Annotated in this window: 18 protein-coding genes and 2 pseudogenes; 12 read left to right on the top strand and 8 right to left on the bottom strand. The window is 70.5% G+C overall.

All coding sequences use genetic code 11. The features are described from left to right. The first annotated feature begins 40 nt into the window (after positions 1-40). The 7 genes from AS97_RS01685 to AS97_RS01715 all read left to right on the top strand — a co-directional run bounded on the left by AS97_RS01685 (position 41) and on the right by AS97_RS01715 (position 9,870). Positions 41-874: an IclR family transcriptional regulator gene (locus tag AS97_RS01685; RefSeq protein WP_125757186.1), complete on the top strand. Its 834-nt coding sequence runs from the start codon at positions 41-43 to the stop codon at positions 872-874. A 95-nt stretch (positions 875-969) separates the two neighbouring features. After that, entirely contained in the window at positions 970-2,010 is a 1,041-nt protein-coding gene (locus AS97_RS01690) for a serine hydrolase domain-containing protein (protein WP_210567113.1), read from the top strand. 155 nt (positions 2,011-2,165) lie between these two features. Continuing rightward, positions 2,166-5,087: an alpha-glucuronidase family glycosyl hydrolase gene (locus tag AS97_RS01695; RefSeq protein WP_210564207.1), complete on the top strand. Its 2,922-nt coding sequence runs from the start codon at positions 2,166-2,168 to the stop codon at positions 5,085-5,087. Between the two features lie 472 nt (positions 5,088-5,559). Beyond that, a complete protein-coding gene (locus AS97_RS01700; RefSeq protein ID WP_059144059.1) occupies positions 5,560-6,336 on the top strand; it encodes a (5-formylfuran-3-yl)methyl phosphate synthase in 777 nt (258 codons plus the stop codon). Between the two features lie 8 nt (positions 6,337-6,344). Continuing rightward, on the top strand, positions 6,345-7,748 hold the full coding sequence (locus tag AS97_RS01705; RefSeq protein ID WP_210564208.1) for an aldehyde dehydrogenase family protein: 1,404 nt from the start codon (positions 6,345-6,347) through the stop codon (positions 7,746-7,748). Then, on the top strand, positions 7,745-8,854 hold the full coding sequence (locus tag AS97_RS01710) for an NAD(P)-dependent alcohol dehydrogenase (protein ID WP_059143986.1): 1,110 nt from the start codon (positions 7,745-7,747) through the stop codon (positions 8,852-8,854). The genes AS97_RS01705 and AS97_RS01710 overlap by 4 nt, the downstream gene beginning before the upstream one ends. 101 nt (positions 8,855-8,955) lie before the next feature. Continuing rightward, complete coding sequence (locus AS97_RS01715; RefSeq protein ID WP_210567114.1) at positions 8,956-9,870, top strand: class I SAM-dependent methyltransferase; 915 nt, start codon at positions 8,956-8,958, stop codon at positions 9,868-9,870. 33 nt (positions 9,871-9,903) lie between these two features. Here the strand turns inward: AS97_RS01715 and AS97_RS01720 are convergent, their stop codons facing one another. After that, complete coding sequence (locus tag AS97_RS01720; RefSeq protein ID WP_247204755.1) at positions 9,904-10,539, bottom strand: SGNH/GDSL hydrolase family protein; 636 nt, start codon at positions 10,537-10,539, stop codon at positions 9,904-9,906. A 262-nt stretch (positions 10,540-10,801) separates the two neighbouring features. Further along, positions 10,802-11,185, bottom strand: coding sequence for a helix-turn-helix domain-containing protein (locus tag AS97_RS01725; RefSeq protein WP_059143983.1), 384 nt, complete (start codon positions 11,183-11,185; stop codon positions 10,802-10,804). A gap of 103 nt (positions 11,186-11,288) precedes the next feature. Here AS97_RS01725 and AS97_RS01730 point away from each other — a divergent pair, with 103 nt between their 5' ends. Together AS97_RS01730 and AS97_RS01735 are read left to right on the top strand one after the other, a co-directional pair. Further along, a complete protein-coding gene (locus tag AS97_RS01730; protein WP_210564210.1) occupies positions 11,289-11,690 on the top strand; it encodes a RidA family protein in 402 nt (133 codons plus the stop codon). Between the two features lie 508 nt (positions 11,691-12,198). After that, positions 12,199-12,345, top strand: a pseudogene (locus tag AS97_RS01735) (oxidoreductase); the annotation flags it as partial. Between the two features lie 34 nt (positions 12,346-12,379). Here the strand turns inward: AS97_RS01735 and AS97_RS01740 are convergent. The 4 genes from AS97_RS01740 to wrbA form a co-directional block, all read right to left on the bottom strand. After that, positions 12,380-12,757, bottom strand: a complete 378-nt coding sequence (locus AS97_RS01740) for a hypothetical protein (RefSeq protein ID WP_059143981.1) — start codon at positions 12,755-12,757, stop codon at positions 12,380-12,382. A 199-nt stretch (positions 12,758-12,956) separates the two neighbouring features. Further along, positions 12,957-13,793, bottom strand: coding sequence for a hypothetical protein (locus tag AS97_RS01745; RefSeq protein WP_247204196.1), 837 nt, complete (start codon positions 13,791-13,793; stop codon positions 12,957-12,959). 698 nt (positions 13,794-14,491) lie between these two features. Continuing rightward, positions 14,492-15,658 (bottom strand): DSD1 family PLP-dependent enzyme, encoded by a 1,167-nt coding sequence (locus AS97_RS01750; protein WP_125757950.1) that lies wholly within the window; start codon positions 15,656-15,658, stop codon positions 14,492-14,494. Positions 15,659-16,023: 365 nt separating this feature from the next. Next, positions 16,024-16,644 carry an NAD(P)H:quinone oxidoreductase gene (gene wrbA, locus AS97_RS01755; protein ID WP_210567115.1) on the bottom strand — a complete coding sequence of 207 codons (621 nt, stop codon included), beginning with the start codon at positions 16,642-16,644 and terminating at the stop codon, positions 16,024-16,026. Positions 16,645-16,881: 237 nt separating this feature from the next. Between wrbA and AS97_RS01760 the strand changes: the two genes are divergently transcribed. Further along, positions 16,882-17,643, top strand: a complete 762-nt coding sequence (locus tag AS97_RS01760) for a pirin-like bicupin family protein (RefSeq protein ID WP_210564211.1) — start codon at positions 16,882-16,884, stop codon at positions 17,641-17,643. A 132-nt stretch (positions 17,644-17,775) separates the two neighbouring features. Continuing rightward, on the top strand, positions 17,776-19,788 hold the full coding sequence (locus AS97_RS01765; protein WP_247204197.1) for a polyprenyl synthetase family protein: 2,013 nt from the start codon (positions 17,776-17,778) through the stop codon (positions 19,786-19,788). A 30-nt stretch (positions 19,789-19,818) separates the two neighbouring features. Here the strand turns inward: AS97_RS01765 and AS97_RS46710 are convergent, their stop codons facing one another. Both AS97_RS46710 and AS97_RS48865 read right to left on the bottom strand, forming a co-directional pair. After that, positions 19,819-20,247, bottom strand: coding sequence for an FCD domain-containing protein (locus AS97_RS46710; RefSeq protein WP_247204198.1), 429 nt, complete (start codon positions 20,245-20,247; stop codon positions 19,819-19,821). A gap of 172 nt (positions 20,248-20,419) precedes the next feature. Continuing rightward, positions 20,420-20,578 (bottom strand): annotated as a pseudogene (locus tag AS97_RS48865) (GntR family transcriptional regulator); the annotation flags it as partial. 202 nt (positions 20,579-20,780) lie between these two features. Between AS97_RS48865 and AS97_RS01775 the strand changes: the two are divergent. Beyond that, positions 20,781-21,761 carry a formylglycine-generating enzyme family protein gene (locus tag AS97_RS01775; protein WP_210564212.1) on the top strand — a complete coding sequence of 327 codons (981 nt, stop codon included), beginning with the start codon at positions 20,781-20,783 and terminating at the stop codon, positions 21,759-21,761. Positions 21,762-21,774: the final 13 nt, after the last annotated feature.

Here is a 21,774-nt window from a genome sequence, read left to right on the forward strand (position 1 = left end):
GTTCCGGATGATGGAACGGCGATGGGTTAGGCTGAGTGACATGCCGAACCCGGTCAATACCCGCGCGAGCCACCGCGAAGGGCCGCGTGCCACCGCGAAGGGCCCTGTGGACAAGGCACTCGAGGTGCTGGACGCACTGGTCCAGCCCGATGCCCCGCACCGCCTGGCCGACCTCGCCGCCCGCACGGGGCTGCCGAAGCCGACGGTCCACCGTCTGCTGCAGACCTTCGCCGACGCCGGATACGCGGTACCGGGCCCCGGCGGCAACTACCAGGCCGGGCCGCGTCTGCTCGGGCTCGCCGCCACGACGATGGCGTCCAGCCGCGAGCTGCGGCTGGCCCGCCCGGTCCTGGACGATCTGCGGCAGCGCACCGGCCACCTGGCCCACTTCTCGGTACGGGACGGCGCCGTGGCGGTGCATGTGACGCACTCGGAGCCGTCGTCCGCGTACCACATGGCACCGGCCGCGGGCGGCGAAGTCCCGCTGTACTGCTCGGCGGTGGGATGGGCGATGCTGTCGGCCCTTCCCGCGCCGATGGCGGCGGAGCTGCTGGGCAGCGCGCCCCTCCCGGCCCGTACGCCGCGGACGGCGACGGACCCGGAGGCCGTGCTCGCGGCTCTGCCCGCCGTGCGCGAACAGGGCTACGCGGTGGACGACGAATACGCGGAGCAGGACGTCCGCGCCATCGCGGCCCCGGTGCTGGGGCCCGGCGGCCAGGTCGCCGGCGCGGTCGGCATCGTCGGACTGACGTTCACGCTGGACGAGGGGAGCGTGGCGATGCTGGGGCCGATGGTGCGCGCCGCCGCCGGCACGGTATCGGCGGCGCTGCGCGGCGGTGCCGGGACGCTGGGGATCGTGCGAGGGCAGGAGTGAGCGGGGCCGCGGGCGGCCGGACCGCCCTGGGGGCGGAACGGACGGGAACAGCCAGGCCGCACGAGGCAGACGAACCGACGCCGCTCGAAGGACTCCTGGCAGCCGGCCGCCGGACCGGGATCTACTCCGCGGCCGCCTGGTCGCTCGGCACCGCGACCGGGCGGACGGTCCACGGGCACCTGGGCACCCGCAGTCGGGGCGGGGCGGAGCTGAACGGCACCGAACTGTGGGACCTGGCCTCGGTGACGAAGCCGATCGTGGGCCTGGCCGCACTGCGGCTGGCGGAGGCAGGAGCGCTGCGCCTCGACGACACGGTCGGCACGTATCTGCCGGAGTACCGCGGCGTGCCCGGCAAGGCGGACATCACCCTCACCCAGCTGCTCGCCCACACCTCAGGGCTGCCCGGCGGCACCCCACTGTGGCGCGCGCACTCCGACCGGGCCGGGCTGCTGGCCGCCCTCCGCGAGCTGCCGCTGCGCGGGGCGCCGGGCACGGTGGTGGAGTACTCCTCCGCGGGATTCATCCTGCTCGGCCTGATCCTCGAACGGGCCACCGCCACCGGCCTGGACGAGCTGGTCGCACAGCAGGTGTGCGCGCCGCTCGGCATGCTCGAGACGGTGTTCGCGCCCGGCACCGCGGCCCGCGAGCGCGCGGTCTCCACGGAGCTGTGCACCTGGCGCGGCCGTCTGGTGACCGGCCAGGTGCACGACGAGAACGCGGTGGTGCTCGGCGGAGTCTGCGGCCACGCCGGTCTGTTCGCGACGCTGGCCGACGTGGACCGGCTGGGCCGGGCGCTCGCGGCGGGCGGCGACGGTCTGCTGAGCGCGCCCGGCTTCGCCCGGATGACCGCCTGCCATACGGAGGGCCTCCCGCTGCGCCGCTGCCTCGGCTGGCAGGGGCAGGACGCGGTGGGATCCCCGGTCGGTACGGCGATGGGTCCGTCCTCGTACGGCCACACGGGCTTCACGGGGACGAGCCTGTGGGTGGAGCCGGGGGTGAACGGGGCGGATGGCCGCTACTACGTCCTGCTCACCAACCGCGTCCACCCCAGCCGCGAGCCCCGCCGCTTCCCGGCGGTCCGCCGTGCCTTCCACCACCACGCGGCAGCGCTCGCCTGCGCATCGGACACACGCTGACACAGGCTCAGCTTTGTTGGATTTTGATAGGTGACAAGGGCGCCATGTTCCCTTGTGGTTCGTTGTGTTGACACTTGTCGTGATGAGTGTGACGGTTGCGGAGCTTGGTCCTGGCCTGGATGCGCACTGTTCGTTCTTCGACGGAAGTGGGACTCATGAGCTCAGGAATACGGCGCCACAGCCTTCTGTCCGCGGCCGCTCTGGGAAGCACGGCCGCTTCGCTCGGTCTCTCCGTCCCGGCGTCGGCACAGCCGGTCCCCGGCTCGGAACCAGCCGCGGCCACGTTACCCACCGAGGACGGGTACGACCTGTGGCTGCGCTACCGGCGGGTGGAGGAGCCCGGTCAACTGGGGCGGTACCGGGCCGCGTTGGGGACCCTGGTCTGGCAGGGAGGCGGCCCGCTCCAGCAGTCGGCGGTGGAGGAGCTGGTCCGCGGGCTCACCGGGCTGCTCGGTACCCGGGTGGCGCCACGCACCAGCGCCCCCTCACACCCGGCACTTGTGGTGGGCACCGCGAAGAGTTCCGTCCTGATCCGAGAGCTTGTGCCCGCGGCCGACCTGGCCGAGCTCGGCGACGAGGGCTACGTCGTCCGCCGGGTCACCCGGCGCGGCGAACACTTCACCGTGGTGGCGGCCCACGCCGACCGCGGTGTGCTCTACGGTGCGTTCCACCTGCTGCGGCTCGTACAGACCCGACGGCCGCTGGAACACGTCGACCTCACGGAGCGCCCGGCCACCCCGCTGCGCATGGCCAACCACTGGGACAACGACGACGGTTCGATCGAGCGCGGCTATGCGGGCCGGTCCTTCTTCGACTGGAAGAAGCTGCCGCAACTCGACACCCGGTACACGGACTACGCGCGGGTCCTGGCCTCGCTCGGCATCAACGGCGCCGTGATCAATAATGTCAACACGCCGGCGGACTACCTCGCCGAGCCGTTCCTGACCAAGCTGGCCGCCCTGGCCGGGGTACTGCGCCGCTACGGCGTGGCGCTGTACGTCACGGCGAACTTCGCCGCCCCCATCGACCTGGGCGGGCTGGACACCGCCGACCCCTTCGACCCGGGGGTGCGCGGCTGGTGGGCGAAGAAGGCCGAGGAGATCTACGGCAAGATCGAGGACTTCGGCGGCTTCCTGGTGAAGGCCAACTCCGAGGGCCGCCCCGGGCCGCTGGACTACGGTCGCACCCACGCCGACGGGGCCAATCTGCTGGCGGGCGCGCTGAGACCGTACGGCGGGATCGTGATGTGGCGGGCGTTCGTACATGACAGTGACGAGAAGTGGGACCGCCAGGCCTACCTCGACTTCACACCGCTGGACGGGAAGTTCGCGGCCAACGCCGTGGTGCAGATCAAGAACGGGCCGATCGACTTCCAGGTCCGCGAGCCCGCCCACCCGCTCTTCGGTTCGCTGCCGCGTACCAACTCGATGATCGAACTCCAGGTGACACAGGAGTACACGGGGCACGCCGCCCATCTGTGCTATCTGGTTCCGCAGTGGAAGGAGGTCCTGGACTTCGACACGCTCAAGGCCGGCGAGGGCAGCACCGTGGCCCGTGTCGTGACCGGCCGGGTGCACTCCTACACACACTTCGGATTCGCCGGCGTGATGAACTTCGGCGATGCCAGGAACTGGACCGGCTCACATCTGGCCGCCGCCAACACCCACGGCTACGGACGGCTGGCCTGGAACCCGGACCTGGCCGCGCAGGACCTGGCCGCCGAGTGGACCCGGATGACCTTCGGCAACGACCCGCACGTCGTCAAAACGGTCTCCACCCTGCTCCTGGACTCCTGGCACACCTACGAGGACTACACCTCGCCGCTGGGCACGGGATACCTCACCCACCCGCCGGACGCCTCGGTGGCCGGGCACTTCGACCCCAGCCCGACGACGACCACCCAGTTCCACAAGTCGGACCGCGCGGGCATCGGCTACGACCGCACCGCCGCCACCGGCGACGGCTACACCGAGCTGTACGCGCCGGCGACACGGGACGCCTACGAGTCGCTGGAGAACTGCCCCGAGGAGCTGCTCCTCTTCCTCCACCATGTCCCCTATACCCACCGGCTGGACAGCGGCACGACCGTGATCCAGCACATCTACGACACCCACTTCTCTGGCGCGGCGCGGGTGGCGGACATGCGGACGGAGTGGGAGGCGCTGCGCCGTCGTGTCGACCACCGGCGGTTCACCGATGTGCACCGCCGGTTCGGGGAGCAGATCACCGAGGCCGCCAAGTGGCGGGACACCCTGGTCGCCTACTGGTTCGACCTGAGCCGGATCCGCGACGAGCGCCGCGCCTGGCTCCAGGCGATCGTCGCCCCGGCCGACACCGTGCTGCTGGGCGGGGAGCGCAACGAGCTTCCGGTGCAGGTCCTCAACGCGACGGGCTCCGGGCTGCGCACGGTGACCACGCTGGATGTACCCGAGGGCTGGCGGTCCGAGGAGGCGGCCGCCTACGTGGCCTCGCGGGAGGGCCAGACGGTGAAGATGCCCGTCGTGCCGCCGCCGACGCCCGCGCTCGCCACCGTGCACGCGCGCCCGAGGTCGGGCGCGGTGCCGGTGCTCGACGCCTCGCTGCGCAGCCTGGCCAAGGCCGTCGTCGTGCCACCCGCCGCGCGCTGCGTACACGCGCTGGACGCCGGGCCCGACTCGGCGCCGGTGCTCAAGGACTACACCCGGCTCTCGCCGTCGAGCGGCTGGCAGGAGGGCGCCGGTTTCGGCTGGGTCGGCAACACGCCCGACGCCACGGACACCGGACTGTTCGATGTCGTCCGCCGGGACTATGTACGCGACAGCGCCCCGACCGTACTGCGGCTGAAGCTGCCCGCCGGACGCAGCACCGCGCATCTGCTCACCGGCGATCCCAACACCCTCAACAGGTCGCTGATCGTCCGGGTGGACGGGATCGAGAAGGCCCGGAGCGAGCAGCTCGACGGCCGGGAGTTCACCTGGCTCCGGATCCCGCTGGACGGCGGATCCTCCGGATGCGAGGTGGACCTGGAGCTGTCCGCGAAGGAGGACGAGACCTGGCATCTCAGCGCCTGCGTGGTCGTGGCGGAAGGGACGTCCTAGCCCGTGGTGGCGGCCACCGCGACCGGCCGTCGCCAGAGAATTCCTTGGCGGACGGCAGCGTCACTGAAGCAGTCGGCAGACGCGCCTGGCAAGGCCCGTCCGGATCATGACCCAGAACCGGCCGGTAATTTATTGATCGGGACACCGGAACGACGGATGTCCGACCCTCACGTCCATGGGCGGAGTCCGGCGTTGACGATGGGAAGCGGTACGGCGGAATGAGGGTGAATCGGACGTCCCCCCGGTGGTCTCGCTCCCTCATCACTTGCCGTTGGCGAGGTCACCGGACCACGAATGCGCCCGCGCGCGACTGCTTCGCACCGGCGCGGACGGTGCATTGGGGGCGCACGGGTGCGCCATGCAATGACCCGTTCGGACTCCGCGCGCCCTGCCGGTGGCCACGGGCCGCGGCGATGATGAGCCGACCGCGCGTGATCCACGACTCCGCACACCTGCCCTGTGGCGGGTGGACATGCGGTGGAAGGAATGTACGTTGCTGCTTCTCATCTCCCCGGACAGCGTCGATGAAGCCCTCGACTGCGCGAAGGCGGCGGAGCACCTCGACATCGTCGATGTCAAAAAGCCCGACGAGGGCTCGCTCGGCGCGAACTTCCCCTGGATCATCAGGGAGATCCGCGACGCGGTCCCGGCGGACAAGCCGGTGTCCGCCACCGTGGGAGACGTACCGTACAAGCCCGGCACGGTGGCCCAGGCGGCGCTCGGTGCGGCTGTCTCCGGAGCCACGTACATCAAGGTCGGCCTCTATGGATGCACAACCCCCGACCAGGCCATCGATGTCATGCGCGGGGTCGTCCGGGCGGTGAAGGACTACCGGCCGGACGCGTTCGTCGTCGCCTCGGGCTACGCCGACGCCCACCGGATCGGCTGCGTCAACCCACTCGCGCTGCCCGACATCGCCCGCCGCTCCGGTTCCGACGCGGCCATGCTCGACACCGCGATCAAGGACGGGACTCGGCTGTTCGACCATGTTCCGCCCGATGTCTGCGCGGAGTTCGTCCGGCTGGCCCACGAAGCGGATCTGCTCGCCGCCCTCGCGGGCAGCGTCAAGGCAGGAGACCTCGGCGAGTTGACCCGCATCGGCACGGACATCGTGGGGGTGCGCGGGGCGGTCTGCGAGGGAGGCGACCGCAATGCCGGAAGGATTCAGCCGGAGCTGGTGGCCGCCTTCCGGGCGGAGATGGACCGGCATGCCCAGGAGTACGCGGCCACCGTCGCCACCGCGAGCTGACCGCGGGCATGCCGACACATCAGCCCCGTCGCACCCCGGGGCCCCGCGGCGAGCGCTTCGCCGTCCTCGATCCGGCGACGGGCGAGGCCATCGACGAGGCCCCCGACCAGCGGCCGGACGAGTTGGACGCCATCGTCGAACGGGCCCGCGATGCCTGGCGCGACTGGCGGGCCGACCCCGCCGCCCGCACCACCGCGCTGTTCGCGGCGGCCGACGCCGTGGAGGCGGCCGGGGCCGACCTCGCTCCGCTGCTCACCCGTGAACAGGGCAAGCCGCTGGCCGAGTCGTACGCGGAGATCGCCCGTGCGGCGGCCCGCCTGCGCTACTTCGCCGAAATGGACCCGGCGCCCGAGCCGATCGCGGACGGCCGGCCGGTACACACCGAGATCCGCTGGCGACCGCTCGGGCCCGTCGCCGCGATCGTCCCGTGGAACTTTCCCCTCCAGCTCGCGTCGGCGAAGTTCGCGCCCGCGCTCGCCGCGGGGAACACGATGGTGCTCAAGCCCTCCCCGTTCACGCCCCTCGCCACCCGGCTGCTGGGGTCCGTCCTCTCCGCCGCCCTCCCCCAGGACGTACTGACGATCGTCACCGGCCGCGAGCCCCTCGGTGCCCGCCTCGCGTCCCATCCGGGGATCCGCCATGTGACCTTCACCGGTTCGATCGCCACCGGACGGTCCGTCGCCGAGGGCGCGGCGGCCTCGCTCGCCCGGGTCACCCTGGAGCTGGGCGGTAACGACGCCGCCATCCTGCTGGAGGACGTGGAGGTGGAGCGGATCGCGGACCGGTTGTTCTGGGCGGCGTTCCGCAACTGCGGGCAGGTCTGCATGGCGGTCAAACGCGTCTACGCCCCGGCCCGGCTCTACTCCCAGGTGGTCGAGGCCCTCGCGGAGCGCGCGAAGACCGTCGTGGTCGGACCCGGCCTCGACCCGGGCTCACAGCTGGGGCCGGTCAGCAACGCCCCCCAGCTGGCCCGGGTCGAGCGCTGTACGGCCCAGGCCCTGGCGGACGGTGCCAGAGCCGCGGCCGGTGGTCACCGGCTCGAGGGGACGGGCTACTTCTTCGCCCCGACGATCCTGGCCGATGTCCCGTCCGGCAGCCCGGTGGTGACGGAGGAGCAGTTCGGACCGGTCCTGCCGGTACTGCCGTACGGGCGTCTGGACGAAGCCGTCGAGGCGGCCAACGACACCGGCTTCGGACTGGGCGGCTCGGTATGGGGAACCGACCTCGACCGGGCCGAGGCGGTGGCCGGCCGGCTGGAGTGCGGGACGGCGTGGATCAACCACCATGCCGAGCTGTCCCTCGCCCAGCCCTTCGCCGGCATCAAGGACAGCGGCGTCGGCGTCGCGGGCGGGCCGTGGGGGCTCTACGGAAATCTCAGGCCGTTCGTCGTGCACCGTCCGGAGGAAGCGTGACAAAGAGGTTCGCCGCGGCGGTACTGCGCTCGTACGAGAGCCGGTTCACCGTTGAGGAGGTGACCCTGGGCGCGAGGCCGGCCGACGGTGAGATCCTGGTCAGGATCGCGGGCTGCGGGATGTGCCGGACCGATCTCGCGGTCCGGCGTTCGGCGGGCCGCTCACCGCTGCCGGCGGTGCTCGGCCACGAGGGGGCCGGGGTCGTGGTGGAGACGGGCGGCCCGGACACCGGCCTCGGCGTCGGCGACCATGTCGTGCTGAGCTTCGACTCCTGCGGACACTGCCGCAGCTGTCTGGGCGCGGCCCCCGCCTACTGTGACTCCTTCGCCTCGCTCAACCTCTTCGGGGGGCGTAAGGAGAATGCGGCACGGTTCACCGACGCGGCCGGGATCGCTTTGGCTCCCCGGTGGTTCGGCCAGTCCTCGTTCGCCGAGTACGCGATGGTCCCGGCCCGTAACGCCGTCCGGGTCGATCCCTCGCTGCCCATCGAACTGCTCGGACCGCTCGGCTGCGGCTTCCTCACCGGCGCCGGGGCGGTCTTCACCTCCTTCGGTGCCGGCCCCGGCGACTCCATCGCGGTCTTCGGCGCGGGAGCCGTGGGCCTGGCCGCGGTGATGGCGGCCACCGCCGCGGGGGCGCTGACCGTGGCCGTCGACCGGCACCCCGAACGGCTGGCGCTCGCCGAGCGGCTCGGCGCGAGCCCGCTGCACGCCGCATCGGCCGGCCTGCCCGAGCGCATTCGGCGACTGACCGACGGTGGCGCGCAGTACGCGCTGGACACCACGGGCTCCGCCCAGCTGATCAACGACGCGCTCCGGGCGCTGCGCCCGACGGGCCACCTCGGCCTGGTGGCACGGCTCCACACCGCGCTGCCACTCGAACCGGGGACGCTGGACCGGGGCCGGAGGATCTCCCATATCTGCGAGGGGGACGCGGTGCCGGGGCTGCTGATTCCGCGGCTGACCGGGCTGTGGCAGGCCGGGCGGTTTCCCTTCGACCAGCTGATCCGTACCTACCCGCTCGCCGACATCAACGAGGCCGAACGCGACTGCGACGCGGGCCGCGTGGTCAAACCCGTCCTGATTCCGGCGGGGACGGGCCGCTGAGCGTGGCGTTCAACGGCACTGTCCATCCGATCGACCGCCACATCATTCGTACCTCGTATTCCTCGCCGTTCGTAGTCTCTACTCGTCCCAAGGGAGGACACATGGTCGGCACAGCGCATCGGAGCGCCGGTGTGGAAGGCGTGGAAGGGGGTGTGGGCCTGACCGCTCTCATGGTGGCCGCGGCACGGGCGATCGAGACCCACCGCCACGACAGCCTGGCACGGGACGTCTTCGCGGAGCACTTCGTGCTCGCCGCACCGGCCTCCGCGGGCTGGCCGGTCCGCATGCAACAGGTTCCGGCCGGAGACGCGGATCCACTGTGGGGGCGATTCGCGCGCTACTTCGGTCTGCGGACGAGGGTCCTCGACGACTTTCTCCTCCGGTCGGTGCGGGCGGAGACCGGGGGCGCCCGCCAAGTGGTCCTGCTCGGGGCGGGGTTGGATACGCGGGCGTTCCGGCTCGATTGGCCTTCCGGCTGTGTCATCTTCGAGATCGACAGGGAAGGCGTGCTGGCCTTCAAACACCAGGTGCTCGACGGACTGTCGGCCACCCCGAAGGCGGCGCGCGTACCGATCCCGATCGATCTGCGCGCCGACTGGGTCGGAGCGCTGACCGACGCCGGCTTCGACAGGGCCGCACCGAGCGTCTGGCTGGCCGAGGGGCTGCTGTTCTACCTGCCAGGCGCCTCAGAGAGGTACCTCATCGACACGGTGGACCTGCTGAGCACGGGTGGCAGCGCCCTGGCGTTCGAGGTCAAGCTCGAGAAGGACTTGCTGGCATACCGCGACAGCCCGCTCTACACCTCCACAAGAGACCAGATCGGCATCGACCTGCTCAACCTGTTCGATGGCGAACCGCGGCCCGACTCCGCCGGTGATCTGGCGGACAAGGGCTGGTCCGCCTCGGTCCACACCCCCTTCGACTTCACCCGCCGGCACGGGCGCGGCCCGCTGCCCGAGCAGAATGACGCGCTGGAGGGCAACCGGTGGGTGTTCGCGAACAAGCCCCGGCCGTAACACCGCCGTCAGACGGCCTCGCCACGCCCGCGGTCACTCGACCAGGCGCAGCCAGGCCGCCGCGAGCGCGGCGTGACCGGCCGGCGTCGGGTGTACGCCGTCCGCGGCCCAGTACTCCGGCCCGGTCGTCGCGGCGAGCTCGGCGAACATACCGTCGGCGTCGAGCAGCTGCGCGCCGTACTTGAGGGCGAGCTTGCGCACCACCTGGATCTTCGGGTCCAGGTCGGTGCGCCATTCCTTGCGCTCTTCCTCCCCGATGCGCACGACACCGGCACCGGCCTCGACAACGCCGTGGATCGGCAGGAGGAACGGCACGATGAGGATCAGCTTCGTGCCCGCCTCGGCGAGGGGCGCGAGCAGGCGGTCATAACCCGCTTCGAACTCCGCCGCGGTGATCACGTACTCCTTCGGGTCCAGCGTGTGCCGGCTCATGTCGTTGACCCCGACGAGGATCGACACCACGTCCGGGCGCGCGTCGAGTACGTCTGTCTGCCAGCGGGCTTCGAGGTCCATCACCTTGTTGCCCCCGATCCCGGTGTTCAGCCAGGTCACGGGCCGGTCCGGGTGCCGCAGTCCCCACTCGCCCGCGATGCGCAGCGGGTAACCGAACCCGAGACCGTCTTCGCTCTCCAGCCGTTGGCAGTCGGTGATCGAATCGCCGGTGAACATCACGGTGCATCCCGGTCGGACAGTGATCGTCATGTGCGCTCCTTGAACTCGGGCGAGGAGAGGAAACCGCATGGGAACGGCGATATCCCGGCGAAACGATCATCCGGCAGGACCTCTCGAAAGATGTCGGACCTCACCGACATCGGACCGAGAGTCCCCGATAGGCCACCGGCACCACGGCTCCGCCGCCCGGTCCCGAGCCGGGTGAACTCGAAGCAGCGCTTGACAACTACACCACCAGCGGCGTGGCGCTGGGCGCCCGTCAGGCGCCGAAGCGACGACGCGCGTCCTCGATGTGACCGAGGTACTGGTGGGTCCAGCCGCACATTCCGTCGACCGTCGCACGCAGGGCCTGGCCCGGCTCCGTGAGGGTGTACTCGACTCGCGGCGGCACGGTGGGGTGCACCTTCCGCTCGACCAGGCCGTTGCGCTCCAGCATGCGCAGGTTCTGGGTGAGCATCTTATGGCTGACGCCCTCGACGTCATTCCGCAACTCGCTGAAGCGCAGGGTGCGCTCACCGAGCGCCTCGATGATCAGGAACGCCCATTTGTTGGCCACGTCCGAGAAGATCTCCCGCGCCAGAGAGTCCGCGCGCCTCAGATCCGCGTCCTCGGGCAGGCCCTTGAGCAGCTGCTTGGTCACCATCAGGTTCCCCAGTCACCGAAAAGTGCGTTCTTCCAGGTCAGCTATCACTCTCCTACAGTTTCCCAGTAACCACAAGAGAGCAAGACAGAAGGGGCGAACACCATTGGCCACGATCGATGTCTTCAACCACAACGTGCCGGCCGAGAGCGACTTCGGCTACTCGCAGGCGATCAAGTCCGGCCATCTCATCCACGTCTCCGGACAGCTCTCGCTCGACGAGGCGGGCGAGTTCCGCTATGCGGACGACTTCGCCGCCCAGCTCGGGCAGACCTACGTCAACATGGACAAGGTCCTGGGCCACTACGGCGTCACCCGGAACCAGGTCGTCTCGCAGGCCCTGTACGTGGTGAACCTGCGGCAGCACGCCACGGCGACAGCGGAGGGCAACCTGGCGTACTTCGGCGACCACCGCCCAGCCAGCACGGTCCTCGGCGTCACCGAGCTGACCTTCCCCGGCCAGGTCATCGAGATCAGCTTCGTCGTCGACACGAGCCTGCCCGCCTGAGCCCGTCCCTCACGGCCGTCTCAGCCAAAGGCGGTCGACGCCGCCCCGCTCCCGCCTGCTTCAGGCGGGAGCGGATGCCGCTCGGCCCCCGCCACCGCGACGGCCTGTACGACACCCTGGCCACAAGTGGCCCAGGGCCACTTACCGGGGCATGAGCTGGTCCAGCTCCCGCACCTTCGCCCTCAACCGCTGTCCCCAGGTTGTCGCGCAGCCAGTCGACCTTCTCGTCGGTGCCCGCGCTGGCCACTACCCGGTTGCCCGTGAGCCGTGCGATCCGCACGGCCAAGCTGCCCACCGCCCCCGCGGCAGCCGAGACCCAGACGGTTTCCCCACCTCGTAGTGCGTCAACGACGCGCAGACCGGCGTAGGCCGTCAGACATACCGCCCAGCGGGCCGAGATATCACTGCGGCTCACATTCGTCGAGGTCCAAGCATGTCAGGGTGCCGAGTCCGCTGAGCCGCTCGGCACCCGCGTCCACGACGGCGTACTCACGCCAACGAAGGGTGTCAGGGGGCGAGTCCCGAGGCAGCGGCGGCGGCAACCCGACAGCGCGACGAAATGGCCATCCCACCGTCCGCCATCGCGTCCGCGATCGAGCAGCCCGCCGGCGTCGACAGCAGCGAGGTCGTCGTCCGGCCCACCGCGCAGGCCTGACGACCCGTTGCGGGCGGTCGGCGCACGCGCAGCCTCACGCAGCAAGCGTCTGTGCCGCCGCCACCGCGGGCAACGGTGCCACCGGGATGCGCACCGGCGCGACCGGGTCATTGGCGGGCCAGACACGGTATGTGGTCTTACCCGGGTCCACGAGGGGATCACCGAGGGTGATCCGCCCCTGGGAGTACAGCCTGTCGCATACGGGGGTGGGCAGAGCTACGTAGCAGCCTCCCCTGTCGGCGATGTGGTCGTACGGCTGCCAGTAGCCGTACCGGCGCCGTCCACGTGCATGCACGGTGAGAAACACCGGTGTACGGGAGTCGGACATGACACGGAGAACGCCGGCGTCGGCAGCAGCCTCGAACGGGTCATCGGAACGGGAGCGGGACTGGTAGAGGACGGGGGACACCATGGCTGCCTTCCGAGGGCCGGGACTCACGATCAGCTCCCCCAATTAAAGCAGCTATTCGATCTTGATTACAGAACTTCCGCTGGAACAACGGGACTTGACATGAGAGAGGGAGAGGGGGCCGAGAGGGAACGTGAGCACCCCCGCGATGCTCGCTCCCGCCCTGCCCCCGGATCGCCGCCGCCTCACCGACCGACTGGTGTCAGCTTCCCGTGGACCGCACGGTGCTCATGACCTTCTCGATCTCGGCGGCCGTCAGCGCGTTCGGAACCCCTTGGTCCGCGTAGATCACCCAGCCGTGCATGGTGCCGTCGGGGAGCTTCTGCGCGATGCTGCGCACGATCGCCTTCGCCGGGACGCATGAGCTCGGCCGGTTGGTGACGGTGACCTGGGCGGTCGCGGTGTAGCCGTCGATACCCCCCTGCTTCCACGGCTTGGCCTCGCTGACCTTGATCTTGGGCTTGTGGTCCGCACCCCCGTACGCGGCGAAGCCCCAGTTGCCCGCCCAGTTACGAGCGTTTTCCTGGAGGGTGCCGTCCTTGCCGCCGCCTGTGGTGCCGACGGTGGCGAGCTGCCCCTTGCCCGCCTCACCGATGGCCTTGGGATTGGGACTCGAAGCGCAGCCGCCCTCACGGTAGTTGGCGGTCGAGGTCATGACGACGATCGGCTGGCCGTTCTCGTCCGTGTAGGAGAGGGCCGTGTTCTCGTCGAAGACCCTCCACTTCTTGGCCTTGGCCGGCACGTCATAGCGGAAGTGGTGCTTCTGCGCGGTCTGTGTCTGCCACCCCGCGACCGACGGCTGATCGCCCGCAGGGCTCGACGGGGCAGAGGGCTGGGAAGACCCCGCCGAGGGCGCCTTCGACTCCGCGGCGCTGGTGTCCTTGTCCGTGGCCTCGCCGGTGTCGTCATTGCACCCACTCAAAGCGACGGCCATGCCGATACCGATGGCCGCGATCAGGGTCTTCTTCGTTCGCCGGGACGATATACGGGTGGACTGCGGGTGCTGCGCGATGGGCTCGATGATCTTTGAGTGAGACATGATCGGCACTCTAAGCCAGTCGCGTTGCCGCCCGTTCCCTCCGTGGGCGTCCCACTGCGAGATGGATACCGGCTCGTGACACATCACATGAAGCTGATACGCGCGGCTCGGCCGGGCTCGGCTCGGCTCGGCTCGGCTCGGGAAGTACCGCTCAGGTCATCGCTCGGCGGGCGCACTCGCTCGAGATGGCGGCCGCGCTGGCCACGGCGTTCACCGGGGGCCGGATGCTGTGGCCGGACCACCGGGCCTGGGTGGCACTCACGGCGTTCCTCGTCTGCAGCGGTGCGCGAAGCCGCGCGGCTGTGCTGGTGAAGGGGGTGTGGCGAACGATCGGCGCGTCGGCCGGCACGGCGGTGGCGGGGGTGGTCGCCGGATCGTTCGGACCCCGGTCGGACGCCGTGGCGGTGCTGATCTTCGCCGCACTGCCCCTCCCCCCGCACGCTGTCCGTACGACGACGACGACGGCGGCGGCACACCGGGGCGCCGCGTGTCATGGCGGCCTTGCGGCGCTGTGCGGCTGGGCGCGGCACTCGAGGCGGTCAGTCCCGTCCGCCACCGCTCCCCCGACCTCGCCCGCCGCTGATCCCTCGCCCGCGCGCGGCATCGGCCCCGTCAGGCCGCGCCGTCGCGTCTGCACGATCGTCGCCGCCGACCATCCCCTCCCGGTGGGGACAGCGTTTTCGTGGCGGGCAGGGCGGTCACCAGCCGCTGATGCGCTGCCAGACCGCTTGGACGGCGGGTGCGTCCGTCGCCGTCCGGCCGCTGTCGATGACGTGGTAGCCGCGGTGTTGTGCGGCTGTGGCGCAGGCGTGGTTGGGCAGGACGCGCAGACGGGTGCCGACGGGCAGGTCGGGCAGGGTGGCGCCGTCGCGGGCGGTGATGGTGCCGTGTTCCTGGCTCGCGGCGCTCATGACCAGGCCGGGGATCAGATGCCCCGCCAGGTCGGTGACCAGGCCGTATCCCTGGTCCTGCGGCTGAGCCGCCGTGCCGCGGTCGCGGGACATCGCCATCCAGCCGCCGTCGGTGACGATCCAGCCGTACTCGGGACGATGTCCGATGACGGTGACGACGACCGACAGCGCGAGGTCGTCGACTTGACACACTCCGAGACCGGCCATGACCAGGTCGAAGAAGACGTAGTTGCCGGCGCGCAGTTCGGTGACACCGGTGAGGTCTTCGGCGGCGTGCGCGGTGGGCGTCGAGCCGACGCTGACGGTGGTCACGGGCAGGCCGGCGGCGCGCAGATTCTCGGCGGCGGCGACGGCGGTGTCGCGTTCGTTCTTCGCCGCCAGCCGCTGCTCCTCCGCGGAGTAGGCGAAGTAGGACTCGCCCGCGTGGGTGAGCACACCGTCCAGGCATCCGGCGGCGTGCAGGGTGCGAGCGATGTCGACGAGGGTGGGGGTGTCGGCCTTGAGGCCGCCGCGGTGGCCGTCGCAGTCGATCTCGATCTGCGTGGGAATGCTGATGCCCTCCCGACGGGAGGCTTCCGCGACGAAGTCGGCCTGCTCGGTGCTGTCCAGCAGGACGCGGAGGGTGGCACCACGGCGCAACAGGGCAATCACACGGGGGAGTTTGTGGCGGGCGATGCCGACGGCGTAGGTGATGTCGGTGTAGCCACCGTCGGCGAACGCCTCGGCTTCGGCGAGCGTGGAGACGGTGACGGGGTGCGGCGCGCCGCCGTGCATGAGGGCGGCGACGTCAAGGCTCTTGGCCGTCTTGACGTGCGGCCGCAAAGCGACGCCCAAGTGGTCAGCCTTGGCCGCGAGGCGGTCGATGTTGCGCAGCGCCTTGTGTACGTCGACGACCGCGAAGGGGGTGTCGGGGTCGGCGAGCGTCCCGGTAGCGGTGGAGGGGGTGGTGGTCATGGGGTGAAGTCCGTTTTCTCGAAGGTTGATCCAGGTCTCCCGGATCCCTCGCACGCCGTTGCCCTGAGGCATGGCCAGCGTCCCGCGCTCACATCATCAACGAAAATTCCACTTCTAGACAATAGCGCTAGCCAGCACCAGCAAGGAGATCGTCGCCAAACCGACCGCCTCCGCCGACAGCGGCATCGACGTGCCGTTCGCATCGGGCCAGCACGCGCAGGTGCTCGCGGCGCAGGGGCTGCTCGAACCCATCCACCACGATCCGGTCCCGCACCTCAAGAACCTGGACCCGCGCACGCCCGGGCCGGTCGGCCATCCGACGTGGTACGGCCGACCGGCCCAGGGTGCGTTCGCCAGTGGCGGGCTCAGGCGGTGGCGAGGCCGGCCTTGAGGGCGGTGGTGAGGCGCACGATGCGCTCGGCCTGGACCCGGGCGGCCTCACGGGTGGTCTGGTCGACGGGGTTGCCGCCCTGGCCGTCGACGTGGGAGGTGCCGTACGGGTTGCCGTCGGCGAACTTGGCGGGGTCGGTGTAGCCGGGGGCGACGATGATGCCGCCGAAGTGATGGAAGGAGTTGTACAGGGCGAGTAGCGTGGACTCCTGGCCGCCATGGGTGGTGGCGGAGGAGGTGAAGCCGCTGTAGACCTTGTCGGCGAGCTTGCCCTCGCCCCACAGGCCGCCGAGCGTGTCGATGAACTGCTTCAGCTGCGAGGCGACGTTGCCGAAGCGGGTGGGGGAACCGAAGACCACGGCGTCGGCCCATTCGATGTCGTCCGGCGTGGCGTCGGGGATGTCGGCGGTGGCGGCGGCGTTGGCGGCCCAGGCGGGGTTGGAGTCGATCGCGGACTGCGGGGCCAGTTCGGCCGCCTTGAGCAGGCGGACCTCGGCACCGGCCTTCTCCGCTTGCCGGGCTATCTGCTTGCCGATCTCGGCGATCGTGCCAGTGGAGGAGTAGTAGACGACGGCTACCTTGATCGGGGCGCTCACGGTTGCGGTCTCCGTTCCGTTGGAGTCGTTCGTGCGATTGCGGCTGAAGATACCCATGGCGGATTTCATCCTTGTTGGTCCGTGCCCGCCGACTGGGGCACTAGTTGAACCGTAAACCATATGGAGGGCGATCAGCACCCCGGCGGCGACGGAAATGATCCGGCTCGCGATGTTGTATAACGTTCAACTACGTCCCCGGGCCGACACCCCGGCCGCACGGACAGAAAGGACACCACCGTGGCCTCCCTGCTCGACATCCGGCGCGCCAACGAACGTTTCCACACCCGCGCCGGCTGGCTCGACTCCCACCACTCCTTCTCCTTCTCGCGCCACTGGGACCCCAAGAACACCCATTTCGGGCTCCTGCTGGTCTCCAACGACGACGTCGTCGCCCCCGGCACCGGCTTCGAGACCCACCCCCACCGGGACATGGAGATCATCACGTGGGTGCTCGACGGCGGCCTCGTCCACCAGGACTCCGAGGGCCACAACGGGGTGATCTACCCCGGCCTCGCCCAGCGGATGAGCGCCGGCACCGGCATCCTCCACAGCGAGAAGAACGACTCCTGGACCCTTACCGGCCAGCCCCAGCACGACGACCCCGTCCACTTCATCCAGATGTGGACCATCCCCGACGAGTCCGGTATCCGGCCCGGCTACGAGCAGCTCGACATCAACGACGAGCTCGCTCTGGGCGGCTGGGCCACTCTCGCCTCCGGCATGCCCGGGCACAGCAACCAGCGGGCGATCGGCATCCGGCAGAAGCATGCCGCCCTGCACGTCGCCCGCATCCGCCCCGCCGAGACCCTGGAGATCGTCACCGCTCCCTTCGTCCACCTCTTCGTCGCGCGCGGCAGCGCCGAGCTGGAGGGCGCGGGGGCACTGGCCACCGGCGACGCGGTCCGCGTCACCGGCGCGGAGGGCCAGCGCGTCACTGGCGGCCCCGACGGTGCCGAGGTGCTGATGTGGGAGATGAACGCCGCCATCTCCACGGCCTGAGCCCAGCTCCTCGGGCCTCCGTCACCCCGCGAGCCCGCCGCCAGGAGCTGTCCGGGCGATCATGCGACCACCTCATCTGCGGCTGGCGCCCGCGTCGAGCCACCGTCATCCGGCGCCTGGCTCACGCCCACCATGCACCGCGCGGTCCGCGAGGCGCTCCGCGGCGACACCGCGCAGGATCCCCGGGTCCGCGAGGCGCTGGCGGAGGCCCTCGCCGAGGGCCCGCTGCTGCCCGACCGGCTGCTGGCCGAGCCGCTGGTGGAGTCGGCCGACACGCTGGACATGTCGTTCGGGGACGTGGCCGCGCTGCGCCGTGAGGAGGACGGCGGGTTCCGCCTGGCCTTCCAGGACAGGGAGCGCTTCGAGCTTCTCCTCACCCCCGTCAAGGGGGCGGTCCCGCAGTTCGACGCCCAGGGGCGCTATCCGGGGCGGCTTCCGACCGACGCGGACGCGATGACGTCGTACTTCGTGCCCCGGTTGCACGTCCATGGAACCCTGCGTCGTGCGGAAGGCACCCCACAGCGGGTGGAGGGGTACGCCTGGTTCGAGCAGGATTGGGGCAGCACCTACTACGACGTCGAGCGGATCCCGGGAACGCCGGACCACACCTGGGAGTGGGCCGGTATCCAGCTCGGCAGCGGCTGGGAGATCGGCTGCATTCACGCGCGCAACACCGATCCCGCCACGGGTGCCACCACGCCGGCATTCACCCGGGCCACGGTGGTTGCCCCGGACGGCGGTGTCAGCTACCACGACGTGGACTGGCAGCCCGTGCGCCACTGGACCTCACTGGCCACCCTCAACACCTACCCCACCGCGGTACGGGTGCGCGTCCCCGGCCTCGGGCTGGATGTCGAGGTGATCGCTCCGGCGACGGAGGGCGAGGTCCGTACCCTGATCGTCGGACGCGCGTTCTGGGAGAGCCCCGCCACCGTGCGCGGCGCCATGGGAACCACGCCCGTGGTCGGCACGGCATTCCTGCAGACCCTCCCGACCAACACCATCGGCGATATCGAGCACTACATGCGCCGCACCCACGACATCGCCCGTGCGGAAGCCGCCGTGCTCTATTCCACCGATGCCACCGACCAGGCCGCGCTGGGACTGCTCACCGGCACCAGCGGCGGAACGGACCTGGACACCGCCCGGATCCGCCTCCATCAGGCGGTCGCCGCTCCCGTTCTGCACCTGCTGGACAACCCCGGACGCTCCTGGCGCCCCTACGTGGCCGCGGCCGTCCTCTGCCTTCTCGGCGCCGACCCCGAGCGCTACCGGCCGCTGACCGCGGTCACCGAGCTGCTGCATGTCTCGGCGCTGGTCATCGATGACATCCAGGACAACTCGCCCACCCGGCGCGGCCGTCCGAGCGTCCACGAGATCTTCGGCACCGCTCCGGCGATCACCGCCGGCACCCTCGGCTACTACACCTTCGACGCCCTCATCCAGCGCGTCCCGCAGGCCGACGCCGCCACCATGCTGCGCATCTACCGGCTCTATCTGCGGGACCTGCGCGCCGCCCACGCCGGTCAGGCCCTCGACCTCGCCGGGCACCACACCGCGTTCGACCAAGCCGTGGCCACCGGTGACGCCCGCCCCCTCCTCGACCAGATCCGCACCGCCCACCGGCTCAAGACGGGCATGCTCGTCCGCAGCACCGCCGAGGTCTCCGCGATCCTCGGCGGCGCCGACGAGACCCAACTCGACGCGATCTGCGCGTACTTCGAGGCCGTCGGAATCGCCTACCAGATCACCGACGACGTCTTCGACCTGTACGGGCAGTGCACCCCCGACGAACACCAGCAGGGCATCACCACCCGCTCCCCCGCCGAAGACCTGCGCAACGGCGAGGTCACCTACCCCGTGGCCCACGCCACCCGCCTCCTCGACACCACCGACCGCCAGCGCCTGCGCGACGCCCTCCGGCAACGCTCCGGCACCGGTGCGCTCCAGGCGTCGGACCTGCTGATGCGCTGCGGAGCCGTGGACGCGTGCACGGCCGAGGCCCGCGAACTCGTCGACACGACCTGGGACGCCCTCGCCCCCCTGCTCCCGCCGACCCCGCACAAGGCCATGGTGCGCGCACTGGGCTGGTACGCCGCCCAACGCGAAACCGACCACATCCCCCGGACAGCCGCCCTTGGATGAGCGCGGAGCAGACCGCGCACAGGCGGTGCGCTACTCCTCGAGGAGTGCCTGAAGCATGGGTTTGCTCTCCTCGGTCACATACGAGGCGTAGTACTCATAGAGGTCGCAGCACGCGAGCCGGTCGGCCCGGATGAGGTCCGCGTGGCGCACCGCCTCGACAACCTCGGCGTGGTGGGCGACGGACTGGCGCATCAGCGCGACGCTGTCGGGTGCCCGCTGCAGCTTGTCCTCGATGAGCGCGAGGACCGCGCCGCGCACCACCTCACCACAGACCTGGATCAGACTGTTCCCGCCGGCCTGCGCCACCACGTCGTGGAAGGTGACATCCGCGGCGCCGAAGGCCGCGTATCCCTCGTCGATCGCCTCCCGCATCCGCTCCAGCGCGGCCTCGATGGCCGCCACCTGCTCGTCGGTGCGCAGCCGGGCCGCGAGCCGGTTGGCCGAGCCCTCCAGGATCATGCGGAACTGGATCAGTTCGCTGAGCGAAAATACCGTCCCTTCCGGCGAGCCGTTCAAGGGGCTTGCGCAGGTTCTTCGTGGAGTACGGCAGCACTTCGGCGCCGCGCGGATCGCCCGGTCGTGAGCGGATCAGGCCCGCGCTCTCCAGCACCCGCAGCGCCTGGCGCACGGTGGAACGGCTCACCGAGAACTGGCTCATCAGGTCCCGTTCGCTCGGCAGCCGGTCGCCGGGTCGCAGGGCGCCGCGCGCGAGCGTCTCTTCCACCTGCTCGACGACCGCCTCGTAGGCACGGGTCGGACGCACCGGTCGGAAGTACGGCTCTTCTGACACGATCCACCTTTCCGGCGGGTTCGTTCGCTACGGGTAGCCGAAGGTATCGCCACGTGCCGTCCCCGCGGCTCGATGACTCCCTTGACAGCGGTATTCGGACCGAAACACACTCTTCAACTAGCCAGAATATGATGCTGGCCAGACCAGTGACCTCAGGAGACCTTGAGACGGGCGAGCAACGGCGGCCGCGGTTGGAGGAGCGATGTCAGGAGCCTGTTGCGCCCCCACATCAGGGGGCGACCGGGAGATCCCCGAGCCGTCCGCCGTGCGGCTTCAGGTCTCGGATCGGGACCGGGCGCAGGGGCTGCGCGCCATGCTGCGCATCCCCGCCGGGACGTATCTGATGGGAGGCGATGACGCCGACGCGTTTCCCGAGGACGGTGAAGGCCCGGTCCGGGCGGTACGGCTGTCGCCGTTCCTCATCGACGCGACCGCTGTCACCAACAGGCAGTTCGCGACGTTCGTGCGCAGCAGCGGCTACCGGACCGATGCCGAGCGCTACGGCTGGTCCTTCGTGTTCTACGCACTCGTCCACCCCGACGCCCGGCACCTGGTGCGCGACGGCACGGTGGCGCAGGCACCCTGGTGGCTCGCGGTGGACGGGGCGTGCTGGCGGGCGCCCTACGGGCCGGGGTCGTCCTGGACCGATCTGTCGAACCACCCTGTCGTCCATGTCTCCTGGCGTGACGCGTCCGCCTACGCGGCATGGGCGGGCAAGCGCCTGCCCACGGAGGCGGAGTGGGAGATGGCGGCGCGTGGCGGTCTGGAGCGCGCCCGCTACCCGTGGGGGGATGAGCTGCTGCCCCGGGGGCAGCACCGCTGCAATATCTGGCAGGGGAAGTTCCCACAGGTCAACACAGGTGAGGACGGGCATCTGGGAACCGCGCCGGTCAAGTCCTACCGGCCCAACAACCTCGGCGTGTACAACACCTCGGGCAATGTGTGGGAATGGTGCTCCGACTGGTGGAGCACCACCTGGCACGCGGCCGACCGCCCGGAGACCCGCCAGGACCCGGCCGGGCCTCCCACCGGTGAGGCGAAGGTGATCCGCGGCGGGTCCTACCTGTGCCACGCGTCGTACTGCAACCGCTACCGCGTCGCCGCGCGCACCTCCAACACACCCGACAGCAGCACCGGGCACATGGGGTTCCGCTGCGCGGCGGACCTGCCCCCGCCACGCTGACGGACCGCCGGCA

Source organism: Streptomyces sp. AgN23 (assembly GCF_001598115.1).
Classification (GTDB): Bacteria; Actinomycetota; Actinomycetes; order Streptomycetales; family Streptomycetaceae; genus Streptomyces; species Streptomyces antimycoticus.

Excerpts from the sequence above, each read along its gene's own strand:
- AS97_RS01685 (WP_125757186.1), top strand. The coding sequence starts at position 41 with ATGCCGAACCCGGTCAATACCCGCGCGAGCCACCGCGAAGGGCCGCGT.
- AS97_RS01695 (WP_210564207.1), top strand. The coding sequence starts at position 2,166 with ATGAGCTCAGGAATACGGCGCCACAGCCTTCTGTCCGCGGCCGCTCTG.
- AS97_RS01700 (WP_059144059.1), top strand. The coding sequence starts at position 5,560 with ATGCGGTGGAAGGAATGTACGTTGCTGCTTCTCATCTCCCCGGACAGC.
- AS97_RS01705 (WP_210564208.1), top strand. The coding sequence starts at position 6,345 with ATGCCGACACATCAGCCCCGTCGCACCCCGGGGCCCCGCGGCGAGCGC.
- AS97_RS01715 (WP_210567114.1), top strand. The coding sequence starts at position 8,956 with ATGGTCGGCACAGCGCATCGGAGCGCCGGTGTGGAAGGCGTGGAAGGG.
- AS97_RS01720 (WP_247204755.1), bottom strand. The coding sequence starts at position 10,539 with ATGTTCACCGGCGATTCGATCACCGACTGCCAACGGCTGGAGAGCGAA.
- AS97_RS01725 (WP_059143983.1), bottom strand. The coding sequence starts at position 11,185 with ATGGTGACCAAGCAGCTGCTCAAGGGCCTGCCCGAGGACGCGGATCTG.
- AS97_RS01740 (WP_059143981.1), bottom strand. The coding sequence starts at position 12,757 with ATGGTGTCCCCCGTCCTCTACCAGTCCCGCTCCCGTTCCGATGACCCG.
- AS97_RS01745 (WP_247204196.1), bottom strand. The coding sequence starts at position 13,793 with ATGTCTCACTCAAAGATCATCGAGCCCATCGCGCAGCACCCGCAGTCC.
- AS97_RS01750 (WP_125757950.1), bottom strand. The coding sequence starts at position 15,658 with ATGACCACCACCCCCTCCACCGCTACCGGGACGCTCGCCGACCCCGAC.
- AS97_RS01765 (WP_247204197.1), top strand. The coding sequence starts at position 17,776 with ATGCACCGCGCGGTCCGCGAGGCGCTCCGCGGCGACACCGCGCAGGAT.
- AS97_RS46710 (WP_247204198.1), bottom strand. The coding sequence starts at position 20,247 with ATGATCCTGGAGGGCTCGGCCAACCGGCTCGCGGCCCGGCTGCGCACC.
- AS97_RS01775 (WP_210564212.1), top strand. The coding sequence starts at position 20,781 with ATGTCAGGAGCCTGTTGCGCCCCCACATCAGGGGGCGACCGGGAGATC.